This window comes from Erwinia oleae, from assembly GCF_000770305.1.
Taxonomy (GTDB): domain Bacteria; phylum Pseudomonadota; class Gammaproteobacteria; order Enterobacterales; family Enterobacteriaceae; genus Erwinia; species Erwinia oleae.
On record NZ_JNVB01000027.1, the window covers coordinates 63,656 to 83,738 of the forward strand.

The 20,083-nt window shown below is 55.4% G+C and carries 17 protein-coding genes; 5 read left to right on the forward strand and 12 right to left on the reverse strand.

The features are described from left to right. Positions 1–179: 179 nt before the first annotated feature. The 9 genes from recC to rppH all read right to left on the reverse strand — a co-directional run bounded on the left by recC (position 180) and on the right by rppH (position 10,238). Entirely contained in the window at positions 180–3,557 is a 3,378-nt protein-coding gene (recC, locus tag GS12_RS10825; protein WP_034946780.1) for an exodeoxyribonuclease V subunit gamma, read from the reverse strand. Positions 3,558–3,650: 93 nt separating this feature from the next. After that, a complete protein-coding gene (locus tag GS12_RS10830; RefSeq protein WP_034946783.1) occupies positions 3,651–3,947 on the reverse strand; it encodes a prepilin-type N-terminal cleavage/methylation domain-containing protein in 297 nt (98 codons plus the stop codon). Then, positions 3,940–4,365, reverse strand: coding sequence for a DUF2509 family protein (locus tag GS12_RS10835; protein WP_034946786.1), 426 nt, complete (start codon positions 4,363–4,365; stop codon positions 3,940–3,942). Before GS12_RS10835 ends, GS12_RS10830 begins: the two co-directional genes overlap by 8 nt. Next, positions 4,362–4,913: a prepilin peptidase-dependent protein gene (locus tag GS12_RS10840; protein WP_034946788.1), complete on the reverse strand. Its 552-nt coding sequence runs from the start codon at positions 4,911–4,913 to the stop codon at positions 4,362–4,364. Before GS12_RS10840 ends, GS12_RS10835 begins: the two co-directional genes overlap by 4 nt. Further along, entirely contained in the window at positions 4,904–5,365 is a 462-nt protein-coding gene (locus GS12_RS10845) for a prepilin-type N-terminal cleavage/methylation domain-containing protein (RefSeq protein ID WP_034946790.1), read from the reverse strand. Before GS12_RS10845 ends, GS12_RS10840 begins: the two co-directional genes overlap by 10 nt. A gap of 276 nt (positions 5,366–5,641) precedes the next feature. Then, the gene (gene thyA / locus GS12_RS10850) at positions 5,642–6,436 is read right to left on the reverse strand and encodes a thymidylate synthase (RefSeq protein WP_034946792.1); all 795 of its coding nucleotides are present in this window, start codon (positions 6,434–6,436) and stop codon (positions 5,642–5,644) included. After that, positions 6,433–7,314 carry a prolipoprotein diacylglyceryl transferase gene (gene lgt, locus GS12_RS10855; RefSeq protein ID WP_034946795.1) on the reverse strand — a complete coding sequence of 294 codons (882 nt, stop codon included), beginning with the start codon at positions 7,312–7,314 and terminating at the stop codon, positions 6,433–6,435. The genes thyA and lgt overlap by 4 nt, the downstream gene beginning before the upstream one ends. A gap of 140 nt (positions 7,315–7,454) precedes the next feature. Continuing rightward, on the reverse strand, positions 7,455–9,701 hold the full coding sequence (gene ptsP, locus GS12_RS10860) for a phosphoenolpyruvate--protein phosphotransferase (protein ID WP_034916691.1): 2,247 nt from the start codon (positions 9,699–9,701) through the stop codon (positions 7,455–7,457). Positions 9,702–9,713: 12 nt separating this feature from the next. Next, positions 9,714–10,238 carry an RNA pyrophosphohydrolase gene (gene rppH / locus GS12_RS10865; RefSeq protein WP_034916693.1) on the reverse strand — a complete coding sequence of 175 codons (525 nt, stop codon included), beginning with the start codon at positions 10,236–10,238 and terminating at the stop codon, positions 9,714–9,716. Positions 10,239–10,924: 686 nt separating this feature from the next. On the opposite strand from rppH, the gene mutH reads away from it, so the two are divergent. From mutH to GS12_RS10890, 5 genes are all read left to right on the forward strand, one after another. Next, positions 10,925–11,611 (forward strand): DNA mismatch repair endonuclease MutH, encoded by a 687-nt coding sequence (gene mutH, locus GS12_RS10870; protein ID WP_034916695.1) that lies wholly within the window; start codon positions 10,925–10,927, stop codon positions 11,609–11,611. Between the two features lie 58 nt (positions 11,612–11,669). Then, positions 11,670–12,380, forward strand: coding sequence for a TerC family protein (locus tag GS12_RS10875; RefSeq protein ID WP_034946798.1), 711 nt, complete (start codon positions 11,670–11,672; stop codon positions 12,378–12,380). Positions 12,381–12,546: 166 nt separating this feature from the next. Beyond that, complete coding sequence (locus GS12_RS10880) at positions 12,547–12,762, forward strand: YgdI/YgdR family lipoprotein (RefSeq protein WP_034916698.1); 216 nt, start codon at positions 12,547–12,549, stop codon at positions 12,760–12,762. 147 nt (positions 12,763–12,909) lie between these two features. Next, on the forward strand, positions 12,910–13,950 hold the full coding sequence (locus GS12_RS10885; protein WP_034946800.1) for an NADP(H)-dependent aldo-keto reductase: 1,041 nt from the start codon (positions 12,910–12,912) through the stop codon (positions 13,948–13,950). Positions 13,951–14,232: 282 nt separating this feature from the next. Beyond that, positions 14,233–15,114 (forward strand): ROK family protein, encoded by an 882-nt coding sequence (locus GS12_RS10890; protein ID WP_034946803.1) that lies wholly within the window; start codon positions 14,233–14,235, stop codon positions 15,112–15,114. 81 nt (positions 15,115–15,195) lie between these two features. On the opposite strand, the gene lplT is transcribed toward GS12_RS10890, so the two are convergent. The 3 genes from lplT to GS12_RS10905 form a co-directional block, all read right to left on the reverse strand. Beyond that, entirely contained in the window at positions 15,196–16,401 is a 1,206-nt protein-coding gene (gene lplT / locus GS12_RS10895) for a lysophospholipid transporter LplT (protein WP_034946806.1), read from the reverse strand. Beyond that, complete coding sequence (aas, locus tag GS12_RS10900) at positions 16,394–18,553, reverse strand: bifunctional acyl-ACP--phospholipid O-acyltransferase/long-chain-fatty-acid--ACP ligase (RefSeq protein ID WP_034946809.1); 2,160 nt, start codon at positions 18,551–18,553, stop codon at positions 16,394–16,396. Before aas ends, lplT begins: the two co-directional genes overlap by 8 nt. Before the next feature lie 148 nt (positions 18,554–18,701). After that, positions 18,702–20,081, reverse strand: a complete 1,380-nt coding sequence (locus GS12_RS10905) for an efflux transporter outer membrane subunit (protein WP_034946811.1) — start codon at positions 20,079–20,081, stop codon at positions 18,702–18,704. Between the last annotated feature and the right edge of the window lie 2 nt (positions 20,082–20,083).

Here is a 20,083-nt window from a genome sequence, read left to right on the forward strand (position 1 = left end):
GGTCTTTTCTTTTCTCTGTCCGGTATCAGGGATCGCGCGCCAGGCGCGATGACTCTGAAAATTTATTTTCCGGCTGTGTACAGAAAGTAAATTTTAAGCGTGAAATAGTTATAAAGTAACACTACAGCAACTTTTGCGGAATGTCGTCAAAAGTTGGCCTGCCGTCTCATACGAAGCCATTATGTCCTGGCGCCTTTATCATTCATTTGTAGCAGCGGCAGCAGCCAGGTTTCCGCGTTGCGTGCGATCTCTTCCATCCTGTCGTCGTCAAGATTACGGAACAGGCGCGAAAGATAAGGATCGGTGCCTTCGCCTTCAAACTGAAAACTCCCTTGCCAGGCTTGTAAAAGCTTGATGCGCGCTTTTGCACGGGCGCTGTCATCACGCACAATTACTGAATTTTTTTCGTCATAGCTGGCTTCAAGCCAGGCGCTTCCCGCTTTTGGCAGAAGCAGAAGTGGCGCGCTCATCCCCGAAAGATAACCTTCAACATATCGCGCCAGCCATTCCGCGGCCTGCTCCGCTGTCAGCGCGTGAAAGCAAAACTGGCTCTCTTTACGACCAAACATGCGGCTTGTTCCCTTACCGCCCAGCGTGCAGTAAACCAGATGTTCAAGCCAGAGAGCCAGCCCATCGGTAAGGTTCAGATGGCCCGGTCGCCAGCGCAGCAGACCATCATCCTGCACCTGTTGTAGCCACCCGTTCACCTGTACGCCGCCCGACTTCAGGTTTATTTCCCAGCTAACGGCCTCTTTACGTTGCGCACTCACCCGGCTGGCCAGCTCCGACATCTCGTCTGATTGCTCCTGCCAGAACAGTTCTCCCCACGCTCCGTAAGGAAGCTGTCCCGCTGCGCGCTGGCGTGCATAGAGGAGTTCGCCAGGACGGTCCTCAATAAGGGTGTTAAGCAACTGCATATTGAGCTGATAGCGGCTTAAATTATCGAGAGTAAAAGGCTCTGCATCCGGCAAATCCGTCTCTTCTAAATGAAAACTGACGCCAAGCCGCTGATTGAAAAAGGCACGTACCGGATGACGCCAGAACCGCAGCAGCTGCTCAAAACCTACCTCGCTGATTTCAGGCGCTGGCAACGTCTGCATAAAGGGCGGATGCGCGGTGCCACTGGCGCTCGCCGCAGGTAACCACTCAGCCGCATAGCTCTGAAAACGCGAATGCGAAGAGAAGTTTTCGGCAGCGAAAGGCATGCGGCTGTGCAGATGCTGAATATGGTCCGCAACTTTTTTTGCGCTGCTGTCCACGTCGAGTTCCACATCCTCTGCCAGGCAAAAACTCTGGCTGATATAGTCCACCAGTTCACTGACCAGCACCGAGGGAAAACGCTTCGCATTATCCTGGATGGTGCGGCCGATATAGCTGATATAGAGCTGCTGCTGCGCCGAGTTAATCGCTTCAAGAAACAGATAGCGATCGTCCTCACGGCGGCTGCGGTCGCCTTTTTGCGGCTGCTGGCTTATCAGATCAAAACCCAGCGGCGGCTGCACTCGTGGGTAAGCACCATCGTTCATACCCAGCAGGCAAACGACCTTGAAAGGTATCGAGCGCATCGGCATCAGGGTACAAAAATTTACCGGCCCGGCGAGAAAGCGCTGGCTTACCCGCTCCTTATCCAACCGGGCCGAAAGCTCGTCACGCAGCAACGAAAGCGGGATCGCCTGCCGACAACCGGCCTGGATGCCATCGCCGATGGTTGTTTTCCACTGTTCTTCAATCAGAGCCAGCGCCGCTTCGGTATCGGCATCGCCGCTGAAAAAGTCATCCGTCAGTTCACGGCACAACGGCAGCCAGCTTTCCAGATCGCGTGCCGCTAACATTGTTTCACGCCAGTGACGCAGGCGCATCAGCAGCTCGGCCAGATAACCCGCCAGTTCGGCAATTAAGCCGCTGCTTTCGTCATAGGGCAAAATGCCCTGCCAGTCTCCGGCTTCGCTGTTCATCGCGTAACCCAGCAGCATTCGCGACAGGCCAAATTGCCACGTGTGCTGCCCGGTCGGAGTAAGATCCAGGTCGCGTACCGTCTCATCATCCAGCCCCCAGCGAATACCTGACTCATTAACCCAGTTCCGCAGGCGTTTAAGGCCCTCTTCATCAATCGAGAAGCGGCTTGCAATGGCAGGAACTTCCAGCAGCGCCAGCACTTCACCGGAGGTAAAACGGCTTTCAGGCAGGGTAAGAAGCGTGATAAAGGCCTGTAGCGCCGGATGCGCCTGGCTGGCCCGACGGTCAGATATGGCAAAGGGCAGGTAACGCTCCGCAGGAGCATTACCAAAAACCGCCTGGATAAAAGGCGCATAGGTATCAATGTCCGCAACCATCACGATGATATCGCGCGGCAGCAGCGCGGGTTGCTGCGCCATCATCTCCAACAGCCTGTCCTGGAGCACTTCGATCTCACGCTGCGGGCTATGGCAGAGGTGAATACTCACGGAGCGATCCTCATGAGCAAGCAGACGCTTACGCCGGCTGTTCTCCCACTCCTCGGCTTTCAACCCGATAACGGCATGATCCTCAAGTTCAAGCATGTCCCGCTGAAGAGACTGCAACAGCGTGGCGGGTTCAATATCGACAAAGGCGTCGATTTCCCGGCACTCCATCTGCGCAAGTAAAAAAAGGTTATCTCTTCCCAACTTGCCCCATGAGGCCAGCAACGGGTTGCTTAACTGCTGTTCACCCTGTTCGTTAAACAGCCCGGATGCATCGTCCTGACGAAACAGCGCGCTTTCATGCTGCTGCTGATAGTGCTGGCGTCGGCGGCTTTGCAGTTTCGCCAGAAAAGCATAGTCCTGGATATCGCCCCAGTAGTGGCGGCAGGGATTCGTAAACAGCAGATGAACATCAATGTGCCTGCCCAACGCCTGGAGCGCCTGGAGATAGACCGGCGGTAGCGCAGAGATGCCGCAGATAAAGACGCGATCCGGCAAGCCGGCAGGGCGAACGCGACTTTTTTCAAGGGCCGATATAAAGCGAGCGTAGAGATTTGCGCGATGCCAGCCAGGCTGCCCAAGCTGTCGGGTATAATCAACCAGCGCTCTCCAGAGCGGAGCCTGCCAGCGCTGAGCCTCATCAAGCCCTTCAATAAGCTGGCCCTTCTCCCAGCTGTTCAGCCATTCAGCACGATAAACCAGATACTGATCGAAGAGATCGGCAACGCGCGAGGCGAGTTGGAACAGCTTGCGCTTGTCATCATCGTCGATGAGATAATGCTGAAGCGCAGCAAACTCAGGCTGCGTCAGCATCTCTGGCAGAATAGCCATCAGCTTCCAGCTCATGCCGGATTGAGTAAAAGCGCTCTCTTCCGGGATGTCGGGAAGAACACGCATAAACATTTCCCATATAAAGCTGGCAGGCAGGGGAAAGGTGATATTTGCGGCGATACCAAACTCAGTAGCCAGCGACATCTGTAGCCACTGCGCCATACCGTGACTCTGAACCAGAATCACCTCCTGCCGGAACGGGTCGCGTAGCGGCTGATTTTCAATCTGCCATGCCGCCAGCGTTTTCAATAAATCCAGCTGATTTGAGTGGTAAACCGTAAACATCACTGCTCCTGAATGCGCTATTTCGCTTTGCGCGAATACTGTAACCCTTCCGAAGCCGCTTGCAAATTAAAGGGGCTAACAATGCGATGAAGACTACGGGCAGACTAATAACGTCAGCTCCGCTTCACGCCCGGCAGGGCTTGTTACGTTCGCCGTTTGTAGCTGGCACCCATGCGGACCGGGCCGGGAGGAGAGTTCACTCCGCCATTCCGGGGCCTGATAGCCTTCGAAGCGCTGCCAGGCCAGACGCAGGGCATTTCGCTGTTGAGTCTGCAATTCGAATCCTTTCGCCAGCGCTAACTGATACTGCATAAGCGCCGTGGTGCTCAGCGAGAAAAGCAGTAGCGCAAACAGCGTTTCAGGCAGGCTGAAACCATGCTGATTATTCATCTGGCTCACACATCTTTTCCTGAGCAAGCGGGCAATAATCTATCCAGCCATGCGGTACCGGCATCATTTTTGCGGGTTCGCTGCCCGGTATCATCCACTGAAAATGCGCCACGCTGCCGGGCCCGCTATCGCCGCGCATAAGATAACTCTCTGCTGTTAAACCTCTCAGGCAGGCCCGCCAGCGGTATATATTCTCTGTTTGACAATACCAGCTGTCATCCTTCGCAGACCATTGCCGTTTTGAACCCCACGCCAGCGCTGAAGCGGCAAGGCTGTATTGACGTATATAGCGACTCTCTTTTACCACCACGCTCAAAGAATCATCAAGCTGTCTGCGCGTTGCGTGTAGCAAAGTTGCTGACATCATTAACAGCAGGATCACCGCTATCAGCAAGCCACCTCCTTGTTGTTCCTTCACAGGTTCACCGCCGTTATCCAGCGTTCCGTTACAACAGGCTGCTGCGGGAAAGCCTTCGCATAGCCGCTCAGCGTCAAACGAACTTGTCTTCCATGCCGGACGATGCGGAAATCGCTTATTACCATTACTGCCGGATCGTTAAGTTTTTCCCAGCCTGCGCCATCGCAGCGGTCAACGCCTCGCTGCACTTCCAGATTTCCTCCGCGAAGACGATAGCCATAGAAGTCGCTGTCGTCCCGCTCCACCGCGTCCCATTTGCCGTTGCTGTTTTCATCCCATCGAACCAGCAGACACGTGCCTGAAATGCCCTCTGCTTTCAGTGCGTCGCCCTGACACTCTCCGCGACAATATCCCGCGCGGCGCACCGCTTTCTCCAGCGTATTAGTCATTTGCTGCATCTCTTCCTTTAGCTGAAACATCGTCAGGCTGCGAAGGTTGTACATCTGTAACAGAGGCAACATGCGTGCCGCGCCTATCATCAACGTGCTGCCAATGGCAAGCGCTATCAGCATCTCAGGCAGCGTGAACCCTGATGTTTTCACGGACACCCTTCCCCTTCCGGCTGGCAAACGCGTACCCGCCCACGGGAGGAGATAATAATGTGGCGCTCGCCCGCCGCACCGGCGATAACCACTCTGCCCGGCTTCGCCACGTTTCGCCGTCCGTAAAATCCCACGTCGTCAGTTAGCGAGAGCAGCGTAATCCCCTGCCAGGCCGCATTAACCCATCGCGAGCTTTTGCCCGAGCAGTCTGCCAAAGGTTTCCCGCTGCCCAGGCACCATTTATCGCCTTTTTTTGCCCAGAGCAGCCGCGATTCATTAAGCCAGTTTGCCTCGCTGCGTTGACGCAGCAAAAAAAGCTGTATCTGTCGGGCTGCGTCATTCAGGCGCTGCCGTTGCTGCCATCCTTGCCAGCCCGCAACGCTGGCAATGCCCAGCACGCTGGCGATGATCATGACGATAAGCACTTCCATCAGGGTAAATCCGTAAGCGTTTTTCATGCTGCCACTTTTCCAGTTTGCTGGCGGCGTCGCCAGTCAAAATAGCGCTTCATGCGAGCCTTCTTCAGCGAAAATTTTACGTTTTCATTAACGCAGCAATGGTTTTGCGAAGCCTCTCGCAATGAGACGAATAACCGAAAAAAAACTTAGTAATCCGCTGAGTGGAGATATAGGGTGAAGCCCCATGCAAGGCATGCAGAATAAAGGACGAGAAAGATGATGGGCGCAGGAAGGCACAAAACGGCAGAGGCGGAGCGGCGCCGCCTCTGCGCGGGATCAGATGGCAACGGGCGCTTTAATTGCCGGATGCGGATCGTAGCCGCTTATTTCAAAGTCTTCAAAGCGGTAGTCAAACAGCGAGGCAGGTTTGCGCTTAATGGTCAGGGTCGGAAGCGGACGTGGTTCGCGTGTCAGTTGCAGCCGCGTTTGTTCCATATGGTTGCTGTAAAGGTGCGTGTCGCCGCCTGTCCAGACAAAATCGCCGGGCTGGAGGTCGCACTGCTGCGCCACCATATGCAGCAGCAGCGCATAGCTGGCGATATTAAACGGCAGCCCAAGAAAGACGTCGCAGGAGCGCTGATAGAGCTGGCAGGAGAGCCTGCCGTCAGCAACGTAGAACTGGAAAAAAGCGTGGCAAGGTGCCAGCGCCATCTGGTCAAGCTCACCGACGTTCCATGCCGAAACGATAATACGCCGCGAATCGGGATCGCTTTTGAGCTGTTTAAGCACGTTCTTAAGCTGATCGATCTCACGGCCGTCCGGCGCATGCCAGCTGCGCCACTGTTTGCCATAAACCGGGCCGAGGTCGCCATTTTCATCGGCCCATTCATCCCAGATGGAGACGTTGTTTTCGTGCAAATACGCCACATTGGTATCGCCGTTAAGAAACCACAGCAGCTCGTGAATGATCGAGCGCAAATGGCATTTTTTCGTTGTCACCAGCGGAAAGCCATCCTGCAAATTGAAACGCATCTGGTGACCAAAAATCGACAGCGTCCCGGTACCGGTACGGTCATTTTTAGGGGTGCCGTCATTAAGCACTTTTTTCATAAGATCCAGATACTGTTTCATTTTTCCTCACGAAGGGTTTGCGGAGTGCGGCGACGCCAGGCCCAAATCATCATGATTACACCCACCAGAATCATCGGCAGGGAGAGAATTTGCCCCATGCTGATAACGTTGCTAAACAGGCCCAACTGGGCATCGGGCTGACGGAAGAACTCGATGATAAAGCGGAAGGTACCATAGCCAATCAGAAACAGGCCTGATACCGCACCCATCGGGCGACTTTTACGAATAAAAAGATTGAGGATAATAAACAGAACAACGCCTTCAAGCAGCAGTTCATAAAGCTGAGAGGGGTGACGCGGCAATACGCCATAGGTCGCCAGTAACGATTGCCACTCGGGATGCGTGGCGGCCAGCGCCACGTCTTCGCCACGGGAACCGGGAAAGAGCATTGCCCACGGCAGCTCCGGCGATACGCGGCCCCATAGCTCGCCGTTGATAAAATTGCCGAGACGGCCGGCACCAAGCCCGAATGGGATCAGCGGCGCTATAAAGTCCGCGACCTGGAAGAAATTACGTTTGGTACGACGTGCAAACCATAACATGACACAGATAACGCCAATCAGGCCGCCGTGGAACGACATGCCGCCGTCCCAGACTTTGAACAGGTAGAGCGGGTTATCGAGAAACAGGGGAAAATTATAGAACAGCACATAGCCGATACGACCGCCCAGAAAAACGCCTAGAAATCCGGCGTAGAGCAGGTTTTCAACCTCCTCTTTTTTCCAGCCGCTGCCGGGTTTGTTAGCGCGACGAACCGCCAGCCACATGGCAAAAATAAAACCTACCAGGTACATCAGACCGTACCAGTGGAGTGAAATCGGCCCGATGGAGAAAATTACCGGGTCAAATTGCGGAAAAGCCAGATAGCCGTTAGTCATCTTTCACCATTTTTAGCATTTGCCCTGATCAGCAGGCGACAAAATACGTTAGTTGACGCGCGCTGCGCCTTTTTCAGGCGCGCATGATAGCACACAGCCTGAATCCGTGCGGTTTGGAACCGTAAACTTTGTTAAGCGCGCTAGCGGCCACCGCGGCTGAGCCCGCCGAGCCCGCGCTGCTCCATAAATGCGGCGACAAGATGGCGAACGTCCGCCGTCAGCGTTACGTTCAGACTCTCGTCAGCCAGCTTTTGCGCTTCTTCGTGATCGATACGATTGAGCAGATATTTTACCCGGGCAACGTTACGGCCATTCATGCTGAGATGATGAAAGCCCAGCCCTATCAGCAGAATGACGCACATCGGATCGCCTGCCATTTCGCCACAGAGGCAGAGTTCAATGTCCGCTTTCGCGGCTTCCTGCGCGATAGTTTTTAACGCACGCAGTACCGCCGGATGCAGGCTGTCGTAAAGATTCGCGACTCGCGTGTTATTGCGATCGACCGCCAGCAGATACTGCGTCAGGTCGTTGGTGCCAACCGACACAAAATCTACCCGAGAGGCCAGGTGCGGGATCATAAAGATCATCGACGGCACCTCAATCATTACCCCCACGCGCGGCACAGGAATACGGTAGCCCAGCATCTCTTCAACTTCCTGCGCGGCGCGGTTGATCAGGCTTCTCGCCTCATCGATCTCATCAATGCTGGTGATCATCGGCAGCAGAATGCTCAGGTTATCGCTGGCGACGTTGGCCCGCAGCATTGCTCTCACCTGAACAAGAAAAATTTCTGGCTGATCCAGCGTGAGACGAATACCGCGCCAGCCGAGGCAGGGGTTTTCCTCGCTGATGGGCATGTAAGGGAGCTGTTTGTCGGCACCGACGTCCAGCGTACGCAGCGTCACGGGTTTTTCCAGAAAAAGCTGGAGCATTCCCTGATACTGCGCGACCTGTTCCTCTTCCGACGGGAAGCCATTTTGCAGCATAAACGGAATTTCGGTGCGGTAAAGCCCGACGCCATCCACCCGGCTGCCCATCGCTTTTTCATGTTCTGCGCTGAGTCCCGCGTTGAGCATCACCTTTACCGGTTCGCCGCTTTTTAAAAAAGCGGGACGCTCAACGACATCCTCAGCCAGCTTGCTGAGTTCGTTCTCCTCGCTGATTAACTGCTGATATTCCTGCACCAGTACGGGTTCAGGATCGACCAGCAGCTCGCCGCGGTAGCCGTCAATAATCAGCAGCCTGCCGTTAAGCATTTCAGGCTGAATATCCGCTCCCATGACGGTCGGAATACCCATTGCACGCACCATGATGGCCGCGTGAGAGTTAGATGCGCCGTCACGAACCACCACGCCAGCGAGACGATCCGGCGGAAGCTCAGCCAGCATCGTGGCGGTCAGCTCGTCGGCCACCAGCACAAAGCGCGGCGGCCAGGCATTGGTGCCCTGCATGCTGTCGTCAAGATGAAAGACCAGCCGCTGGCCTAATACGCGCAAATCACCAGCGCGCTCACGCAGATAGCTGTCCTGAAGGCTTGCGAACTGTGCGGCGAAGCGCTCAATAACTTTTTTCACCGCCCATTCGGCGACCGATCCGGCATCTATTTCGGCATAGAGATCTTTCTTCAGGCGAGCATCGCTGAGCAGGTGGGAATAGAGATCGAAGATGGCCGCGCTGTCTTTATGCACGCTGGCGGTGAAGCGTTTGCTGTAGCGACGAAATTCAGTAGCAGCTTCGTTCATCGCCAGCGACAGGCGCTCTCTTTCGCGCTGCGTATCCAGCGTTGAGGCAGCAAAAACGTTATCGAGCAAAGGCTGCGTGCTGTCGACCCAACCGGGCGCCACCGCGACGCCGGGCGAGGCCGCCAGCGCTTTTACCCGCGTCTGGCGATACTGCCCGAACAGCGTGTTAAGCTGCGACTGCGAAAGGATCGTTGCCATCTGGGTCGCCAGGGTGACCAGAAACGACTCTTCGCTTTCATCAAACTGCCGCAGTTCTCGCTGCTGCACCACCAGCACGCCCAAAAGCTGACGGCGGCTGATAATGGGCACGCCAAGAAATGAGCGGAATCGCTCTTCTTTAACAGACGGGACATATTTGAAGCTCGGATGGCTTTGCGCGTCGGCCAGGTTAATTGGCTCTGCAAGCCGCCCGACCAGGCCGACAATGCCTTCGTCAAACGCCAGCGCGACGGTGCGACCGCGTGGCTTTTTCAGGCCACGCGTTGCCATAAGGTAATAGCAGCGGCGATCGTGATCGGCGAGGTAAACCGAACAGACTTCGGTGTCCATCGCCAGACCGATTTCATTAACAAGAATATCAAGCGCTTCGGTAAGACGTGGAGCACCTGCAACTTTTTCAACTATTTCGCGCAGCTGTATGAGCATAATTTGCGTGGCTCACCCTCTTTTGCGTCGGTAAAGCGCGTTCCGCTGTACGGTATTCTCCTGTAGCGGCATGACGATGCTGGCAAATTCTTTCATCACGCGCCGGTAAACGTCACGTTTGAAAGAAACCACCTGGCGAACCGGATACCAGAAGCTTACCCAGCGCCAGCCGTCAAACTCCGGCGTGCTGCTGGTTTGCATATTAATGTCCGCGTCATTGCACATAAGTTGTAGAAGAAACCACTTCTGTTTCTGGCCGATACACACCGGCTTTGTGTCCCAACGCACCAAACGTTTTGGCAATTTATATCGTAACCAGTTTCGGGTCGAAGCAAGAATACGCACGTCTTTTCGATGCAGCCCGACCTCCTCAAACAGCTCGCGGTACATCGCCTGTTCAGGCGTCTCGCCAGCGTTGATCCCTCCCTGAGGAAACTGCCAGGAGTGTTGGCCAAACCGTCTGGCCCACAGCACCTGTCCCTGCCTGTTACAAATTACGATACCAACATTCGGGCGGTAGCCATCATCATCGATCACTGGACTACCTCAAACTAAAACTCGGATGTTCTGATTGTTTCATACTCCTTACAGGCGGTAAACCACTGCTTATCGTACGTTTGCACCCCGTCGTGTTGGGATAACTTATCCTTTATAGCAAAGTTATAAACAATCCGCGGGCTGATTCAGCGATCTTATGCACCTTTTCTGTGGATAGCTTTGTGCAGAAGTGGCATAACAGGTGGGGAAAACTTTACGAACCTTTAAAGTGCGCGCGGCAACAACAAAATATAACTTATTGTTATATCTACATTTTATTTAATTATACCGTTCAAATAAACACGGTGCATAACGCTGAAGGTGGGGCACAGATAATTCCTGGTGAAAGATCGAGCAGAGATGCATTTATCCACAGGATATGTTGGATAGTTGGTCAAAAGCAGGTGACTTTAGGGGAAAAACGCCGCCGTCAAGGCTGTAAATGGAAACAGTAGTGGGTAAAAATATGAGTTATCCCATTATTCTGTGGATAACAGGGTGTAAGATCCTGTTCATTGTCGGTGACTAAACGGCATAAGCCGGAGGGTATTATCCTACGAGCGATAACTCACAGGTAAAAATGTGCGATTTATCATGCTATTATTCGTTTTTACCCTTCTTTCAACGATATTATTTATGACGCCTGACTTGAGTGTCGTTTTTTTGAGCGACCGCAGCGAGTGATTATGCCTTCCGATTTCAGTCCGGTGCCGCCACCGGAAAGCGAAGCCGTTCTGCTGGCGCGAGCCCATCAGCTGGCTGGCTATACGCTCGGCGAACTGGCGCAAAAAATGGCCTTTCCCATTCCGCCCGACCTGAAAAGAGATAAAGGCTGGGTGGGCATGCTGCTGGAAATCAGCCTGGGCGCCAGCGCAGGCAGCAAAGCGGAGCGCGACTTCGCCCATATTGGCGTTGAGCTGAAAACTATCCCGATTGACGCGCTTGGACGTCCGCTGGAAACCACTTTCGTCTGTGTGGCGCCATTGACCGGCAACAGTGGTGTGACCTGGCAGACCAGCCACGTCCGCCACAAGCTTGCACGCGTGCTGTGGATACCGGTTGAAGGCGACAGGGCGATCCCGCTGGCGGCACGTCGCATCGGCGCACCGTTGCTGTGGAGCCCCGACAGTGAAGAAGAGGCGCTGTTGCAGCGCGACTGGGAAGAGCTGATGGATATGATTGTGCTGGGCCAGGTTGAGCGCATCACTGCCCGTCATGGCGAGGTATTACAGATCCGTCCAAAAGCCGCCAACAGTAAAGCGCTGACGGAAGGCATTGGCGAGAATGGGGAACCGATAATGACCCTGCCGCGCGGCTTTTATTTAAAGAAAACCTTTACCGCTCCCCTGCTTGCCCGCCATTTTTTACTGTAGGCCGTCGCTGCGACAGGTATACTCCTCGTTTACCTTTCGTTGAGGATGTCGTGTTCGTATGTTTGACTGGATTGCAGATCCAAATGCCTGGCTGGCGCTGGGCACGCTGACGATTCTGGAAATCGTCCTTGGAATCGATAATATTATTTTCCTCTCGCTGGTGGTGGCAAAGCTGCCGAAGTCGCAGCAAAATGCGGCGCGACGCCTTGGCTTAGGAGGCGCGATGCTGATGCGACTTGGGCTGCTGGCCTCTATCGCATGGGTAATTCGCCTGACCAACCCGCTGTTCACGCTAATGGATCACAGTTTTTCCGCCCGCGATCTGATCCTGCTGTTTGGTGGTCTGTTCCTGCTGTGGAAATCCAGCATCGAAATTCATGAAACCATTGAGGGCGGTGATGAAGAGCATAAAACCAATGTGCACTCCTTCATCGGCGCAATTGTGCAGATCATGCTGCTGGATATCATCTTCAGCCTTGACTCGGTGATTACCGCAGTAGGCCTTTCCGATCACCTGATCATCATGATGGCTGCGGTCGTTATCGCCGTTGGCGTGATGATGTTTGCTGCGCGAGGAATTGGTGAATTCGTCGAACGGCATCCTTCCGTGAAGATGCTGGCGCTGGCCTTTTTGATCCTGGTCGGCTTTACGCTCATCCTTGAAAGCTTCAACGTACACGTGCCTAAAGGCTACATCTACTTTGCCATGTTTTTCTCAATGGCAGTGGAGTGCCTGAATTTGCTACGCAGCAAAAAGCACGCTGCCTGATCTTATGTCGGTCGTTTCACGGCCGACGCTCGCCAGACATATCGATTTACCAAAAATGTCAATAACGCAACGTGCTCGCGGCACATTTTCAGACCGTGACGGTTACGTCAGATAGCGAAATGCGTTATTAATTAAGCTTCTGATTACAAGCTTCAGGAAGCGGCGAATGAAAAAGATGGTTGGCGCGGCGGCGCTGATGCTGACAGTACTGCTCAGCGGGTGCAGCAGCGATTACGTAATGGCAACAAAAGATGGCAAAATGATCATGACTCAGGGCAAACCTGAAATAGACAAAGAGACCGGGCTGGTGAAATACAGCGACCGGAACGGTCATGAGTTGCAGATAAATGGTGATGAGGTGTCATCCATCGTTGAGCGCTAGAGGGAGTGGTGCACGGCGCACTTCCCGATAAATCCCCTCTTCCCCCTGTTGCATACGGCGGTTATAGTCGGAAGTCGGATTCGACTTCCGATCGCCTTTGCGGTCGCTCGGCGGTCAGCCATTTCATCATAAAAAGGAAGCCGGCAAATGCATTATCATCGTATCCCTCACAGCACGCTTGAAGTGAGCAGCCTCGGGCTTGGCACCATGACCTTTGGCGAGCAGAACAGCGAAGCAGATGCCCACGCCCAGCTTGATTTGGCGCTGCGTGCCGGTATCAACCTGATTGATACCGCCGAAATGTACCCGGTTCCTCCGCGCCCTGAAACACAGGGGCTGACCGAAAAATACATCGGCAGCTGGCTGAAGGCGCGCGGCAATCGCGATAAGGTGATCCTGGCATCAAAGATCGCCGGCCCCTCGCGCGGCAATGACTCCTCAATTCGTCCTCAGCAGGCGCTGGATCGTAAAAATATCCGTGAAGCGCTGGATGCCAGCCTGAAACGTCTTAATACCGATTATCTGGATCTCTATCAGCTTCACTGGCCTCAGCGCGAAACCAACTGTTTTGGCAAGCTCAGCTATCAATACAGTGAAAACACCGCGTCAGTTACGCTGCTGGAGACGCTGGAAGCGCTCAACGAACAGGTGCGGGCGGGCAAAATTCGCTATATCGGCGTATCAAATGAAACGCCGTGGGGCGTGATGCGCTATCTGCAACTGGCGGAGAAACATGAACTGCCGCGCATCGTCAGCATCCAAAACCCGTACAGCCTGCTTAATCGCAGTTTTGAAGTGGGCCTGGCGGAAATCAGCCAGCATGAAGGTGTCGAACTGTTAGCCTACTCAAGCCTGGCGTTTGGTACGCTGAGCGGAAAATATCTGAATGGTGCGAAACCGGCAGGCGCACGCAATACGCTGTTCAGCCGTTTCACCCGCTACAGTGGTGAACAGGCACAGCTGGCGATTGCCGAATATGTCGCGCTGGCGAACAAGCATGGGCTTGATCCGTCGCAGATGGCACTGGCTTTCGTTCGCCAGCAGCCCTTTGTTGCCAGCACGCTGCTGGGCGCCACCACGCCTGAACAGCTGCAAACAAATATCGACAGTTATCACCTGACGCTGAATGAAGAAGTGTTGCAGGCGCTGGAAACCATTCACCGCCGTTATACTTTTCCTTCTCCGTAATGTTTCTCGCAGAGGGCGACATCATTCGCCCTCTTCTTTTTTTCCGGCATGCTCGCTCAGTCTCAATTAAGTTTTCTCATCGCCCCTTTGTTGTTAAACAACCAAAAAACGCGTTCAGTTATGCGCTGTGTCGATTCAATAAGAGCATGTTGTTTACATTGCTTTAAGTAAGTAATGCGTAATACAGCTTTATTGACAATAACATATAATTATAGCCGTACAAAAAAAATAAAACTTTCTTTTAACGCTATAATGAAAACATTGTAACTACCGGAAAATAAAATGAATATTGCAGCGTTCGATATCGGCGGAACCTCGTTAAAAATGGGCGTAATTAACGAACAGGGGGAAATACTTAACGATGAGAGTGTGGATATTTCTCATAACTCGCGCGATAAAATCCTGCAAGAAATCATCAACTGGTTAAAGAAAAATCCTTCCTGTAGCGGTATCGCGGTCAGCACACCGGGGCACGTCGACCCTGACAGCGGCTTTATTGCCATGGGGGGAACCATCAGCGAATTTGACCAGTTTCATCTGCGGGAGTGGCTGGAAGAAGAAACCGCATTGCCAGCCACTGTCGAGAACGATGCACACTGTGCATTGCTGGCCGAACGATGGTCAGGTAAAGCGCAGGAAACCAGTGATTTCATTATGTTAACGATTGGTACTGGCCTGGGCGGTGCGGCATTCTGTAATGGCGCGCTGGTACGGGGCGGCCGAAATCGCGCCGGCGAATTTGGTTGTTTGCTAACCTCGCGGCCCACAGACAGCGATATCGAATCGCATACCCTAAGTAAAAGCTGCACGATGACCGCGCTGCGGGAGAACTACTGCCAACTGACGAAGCGATCGGCTGATGATATTACCGGCAAAGACGTATTCGATGCGTATGATACCGGCGATGAGAACGCTGAAAAAGTGGTGAAGGGTTTTTATGAAGATCTTGCAGCCTGTTTATATAACCTTTCCAGCGTGTTTGACCCACAGAAAATATTTATTGGTGGCGGTATTACGGAACGGGAACCCTTTCTGAAAGAGCTCGCCCGCTATCTGGAAAAGTATGGCATTGATATTCAGATTGAAACCGCGACGTACGGCAACGATTCCGGCATGCTGGGCGCGTCTTATCATTTTCTTCAAAGCCAGAAGATGAGCCAGTAATAATATTATGCGTGGAGAGCATGAATATTGATTCACTCCGCCGCCGACGTGTTCTCCAGCCGATCCTGACGGCGGCGGCTATTATTTACCAGATGGCTGCTTAGCTAAATGCCAGCCCCATAAAACCGCAATCGCCAGCGCAAACAGTGCGCCAAAGCCGACGCCAATGGCAACCGGTCGCGCGCCCAGGCTGACGGCCAGCGAGTAAAGCCCCAGCATCAGCAGCATCGCCCCGTTTTCACCCAGGTTCTGTACCGCGATAGCATTGCCCGCACCCACGCTCTCTTTGCCGCGCATTTGCAGCAACGCATTCAGCGGCACCACAAAAAAGCCGCCGAGCATGCCGATAACGATCAGTAATCCGTAAGCGCCCACGGGCGAATGCTGTAGCGCAAAAAACGCGACGGCGATACCGATAAGCACCCCGGCTGGCATACAGCGTCCAACCGTTTTCAGCGTGACCAGCTTTGACGCCGCCGCCGCGCCAAAAACAATGCCAATCGCCACCATGGCATTCAGCAGCGTCGGCGTTTTGTTATCGGTAATGCCAAGCGCAACCGGCACCCACAGCACCAGCAGAAAGCGCAGCGTTACGCCTGCGCCCCAGAACAGGCTGGTGCCCACCAGCGAAAAGCGGGTGTCGCCATCACGCCATAGCGTGCGGCAGGCGGAAAAGAACGTGCCGGTCATTCTTTTTGGATGCCACGGCTGCCCCGGCCGCGCCGCTTTCAGTTTCGGGATCAGCAGGTTCGCCGCCACCGCCAGCCCATAGGCCAGTACGCAGACGATCAGCGCGGCGAGCAGGTTCCAGTCCGCCAGCAGGCCACCAGCGATTGAGCCGAGCAGGATCGCCGCAATGGTGGACGACTCAATCAGCCCGTTCGCCTTCACCAGCGTTTCGCCGCCGGTGAGCTCACCGAGAATGCCGTACTTGGCCGGAGAATAGGCCGCCGCGCCAACGCCAACCAGGCTGTAGCCGAGAAACGGATTGAGGCCAAAACAGATGACCAGCGCGCCCAGCAGTTTCAGGCCGTTAGCGAACATCATCACCCGTCCTTTCGCGAAGCTGTCGGCAAACTGACCGACAAACGGCGCCAGAATAATGTAGGTTGCGACAAATACCATTTGCAGCACCGGCTGGCTCCAGTCCGGGTAGACCTGCTGTTTCAACACGGCAAGCGTAACGAACAGCAACGCGTTATCGCCAAACGCTGAGAGAAACTGCGCAGCCATCACCGCCATCATTCCTTTTGACAACAGCCCTCCCTGTTGAGCAACGTTACGCATCTTCTCTCTCCGGCTCTTCGGCCATTTGACGCAGCGTGACAAAATCCGGCTTACCGCTGCCCAGCACCGGCAGCTGCTTCATAAATCGAATATCGCGCGGCACCGCCAGGTCGGCGCTGCCCAGCTCGCGCGCGGCGCGCTGGAGCTGCTCGCGGTTCAGTTCGCCGTCGGTGGTGAAGAGAACCAGCGCTTCGCCGCGATTGCCGTCCGGTTTCATCGTTGCCGCATGCTGTTTCTCTGGCGAGGCCTTCAGAGCAATTTGCTCCACCGTTTCCAGCGACACCATCTCGCCGGCGATTTTGGCAAAACGCTTTACGCGCCCCTGAATCTGGCAGAAACCGCGCTCGTCAAAGCTGACGATATCGCCGGTGTCGTACCAGCCCGCCTCCTTCTGCCCTTCGCCGTTGTCCGCCTCTGGCGCTTCAAGCACGCCAGGATCCCCGACGCGCAGATAGCCCTTCATGATATTTGGCCCGCGCAGTTGGAGCTGACCGCCCTGCTCAATGCCGGGAACCGCAATCAGCCGCGAATCCATGCCTGGCAGGATACGTCCAACGGTATGATTTTTTGCCGCCATCGGCACGTTGATGGCCACCACCGGCGCGCACTCGGTGACGCCATAGCCTTCAAGAATGCGAATGCCAAATTTGTCCTGCCAGGCCAGGCGCGTGGTTTCCTGAAGCTTTTCGGCACCGGCCACCACATAGCGCAGGCGCGCGAAATCATATGGATTGGCAAAACGCGCATAGTTGCCAAGGAAAGTGGAGGTGCCAAACAGCACCGTACAGTTACGGTCGTAAACCAGTTCCGGGACGATGCGGTAATGCAGCGGGCTGGGATAGAGAAACACCTGCGCGCCGGTCATCAGCGGCGTAAACAGCCCCACGGTGAGGCCAAAAGCGTGAAACAGCGGCAGCGCGGACATGAAGCGGTCACGCGGCGTAAAGTCCGCGACGGTGCGGATCTGCTCCACGTTCGCCAGCAGGCTTTTATGCGAATGCACCACGCCTTTCGGATTGCCTTCCGAACCGGAGGTGAACAGCACCATCGCGGCGTCCTCCGGCTGCTGGCTCACCGCCGCCAGCCGTGGCATCAGCAGATGCGCCAGAACCCACAGCTTGTCCTGCACAGTAACCGTTTCACGCAGATCTTCCAGATAAACCCACTTCGCTTCGGTGACCTGCTCTGGCAGGTGCCACAGCTTGCCCTTATCCATAAACTGCCGCGAGGTGAAGATAGTTTTCACCTGCGCGGCACTCAACGCGCTGCGCAGCCCCTGCGCGCCTGCGGTGTAGTTAAGCATGGCGGGAATGCGGCCACGCATTGAGGCGCCCAGAATCGCCGCCGCCGATACCGTCGCATTGGGCAGCAGCAGGCCGATATACTCGCCCGGCGCGGTGTTGCGCTCAAGGATCCGCCCGACGCCAAGCGCCTTCTTCAACAGCCCGGTATAGCTGTCGGGCGTAAAGTTGACGTCTTCAATACACGGCTTGAACAGGCCGTAGCGTCTGCGGGCCGCCAGAAAGGCTTCGTAGAGGGTTTCACGTGGGCGCACCGCCATCCGCGCTTCCATCATGATGTGATGCAGATGTTCGCCGGCCAGCTTACGGCGGTCGCGCGCGCGCGGTGCCTCCGGCATCGGGATGGTAGTGGCAGGCAGAACGGTCAGGCTGATACGCGGGAAGAGGCGGCGTTTAAAGACGCCCGCCAGGCGACCAAACGGGGTGAACTCTGCGCCTTCAATGCGCAGCGGCACTACCGTCGCCTGCGATTTCGCCGCGACAAAGCCCGCGCCGTCATAGATTTTCATCAGCGAACCGGTCACGGTAATGCGCCCTTCCGGGAAAATTACCACCGGTCGCCCCTGCCCAATCAGCTTCACCAGATGCTTCACCGACATCGGTTTGGTCGGGTCCATCGGCACAAAATCGATAAATTTGCTGAGCCAGCGCATATACCACTGCTGACTGATGGATGAGTAGACGGCAAAAACTGGTTTGATCGGCAGAAACAGCGCCAACAGTGCCCCATCCAGAAAAGACATATGATTAGGGACGATCAGCACTTTGTCTTTATACAGACCGGAAAGATCGCCGCCCAGACGCGTGCGGAAACACAGCTTGCATAGCAGCCTGAAAAAGGAAAACAGCATGCCAACTCCTTAGCAGAAGAAACTGGCTATCACCATGCAGGATATGGCGTGGCAACTCAATGCAATGTGAGAAAATTTCTGCTTACCGGCTCGCAATGTCAGAAATAACCGCGCCGCCTCGCAGCAGGCGGGCGGCGCGGCCCCTCGGTTATTTCTCCGCGCGCCAGCCGCCGCCCAGCGCGGCAATCAGCGCAACGCTGGTGGCCCACTGCGTGCTTTGTAGCGACAGCAGGCTCTGCTGCTGCGTGAGGCTGGTGTTTTCCGTGGTGGCCACGTCGAGATAGTCGATCATCCCTGCCTGATACTGATTTTGCGTCACGCGCGCCGACTCTTTCGCCGCATCGGTAGCGCGCTGCTGCGCCAGCATCTCCTCCTGAAGCGTGTTAAGTTCAACCAGGTTGTCCTCTACTTCCGCCAGCGCTTCCAGCACCGTCTGACGATAGCTGGCGACATCGGCGTCATAGGCGGCGCGCGCCTGCTCAACGCTTGCAGAGGTAGCGCCGAAGTCCAACAGCGTGCCGCTCAGCGATGGCCCCAGCGACCAGACGCGATTCGGCAACGAGATCAGGTTACGGATCGCAGAACTGGCATAGCCGCCGCTGGCGCTGAGCGTCAGGTCGGGAAAGTAGCCCGCAACGGCAACGCCGACCGCCGCGTTAGCCGCCGCCATCGTTCGCTCGGCGGCGGCGATGTCCGGCCGCCGCTGTAGCAGTTCGGCTGGCAGGCTGTTGGGGATGGCGGGCAGCGTTGCGGTCAGCGGCGCGACGGCAAGGCTGAAATCAGCAGGCGCCCTGCCGATCAGAACGGCGATGGCATGTTCCGTTTGCGCGCGCTGCCAGCTCAGATCCAGCGCCGACGCGCGGGCGCTTTCAAGCTGCGCCTGTGCCTGCGCCAGCGTGGCGCGCGACTCGCTCCCCGCCTGATATTTATTCTCTATTATCTTCAGGTAGCGCTGATACTGCGCAACGCTCTGCTGATAAAGCGCGATTTGCTGATCCATTATCCGCAACTGGAAATAGTCCTGCGCCAGTGCCGAGCGGGCGCTGAGGGTGATATTTGCCAGATCGGCGGCGCTGGCCTGCGCGCTGGCGCGGTTCTCTTCCAGCGTACGCCGGAGCTTGCCCCAAATATCCGGCTCCCAACTGGCGCCGGCCTCCAGTGAATGGCTGTTACTTACGCCAGACGTCGCCGTTGCGCCGCGCGTAGAGGAGGCGGTGCCGGTAACGGTCGGAAACAGGCTGGCGCGCGATCCGGCCACCAGCGCCGTCGCCTGCCGGTACTGTGCCTCATACTGCGCGACGTTTTGGTTAGAGACAGCCACCTGGCGCAGCAGGCCGGACAGCGTATCGTCATGATAAACCCGCCACCATTCGCCTTTGTTTTGCTGGTCCTGCGGCGCGGCCTCTTTCCAGCCTTTTGCTTCTTTAAAATGAACCGGTACGCTGGCCGACGGGCGCTGATAGTCCGGCCCCACGCTACAGCCGCTCAGCAGCAGCGCAAGGGTAAGAGCAGTCAATAATGTTTTCATCG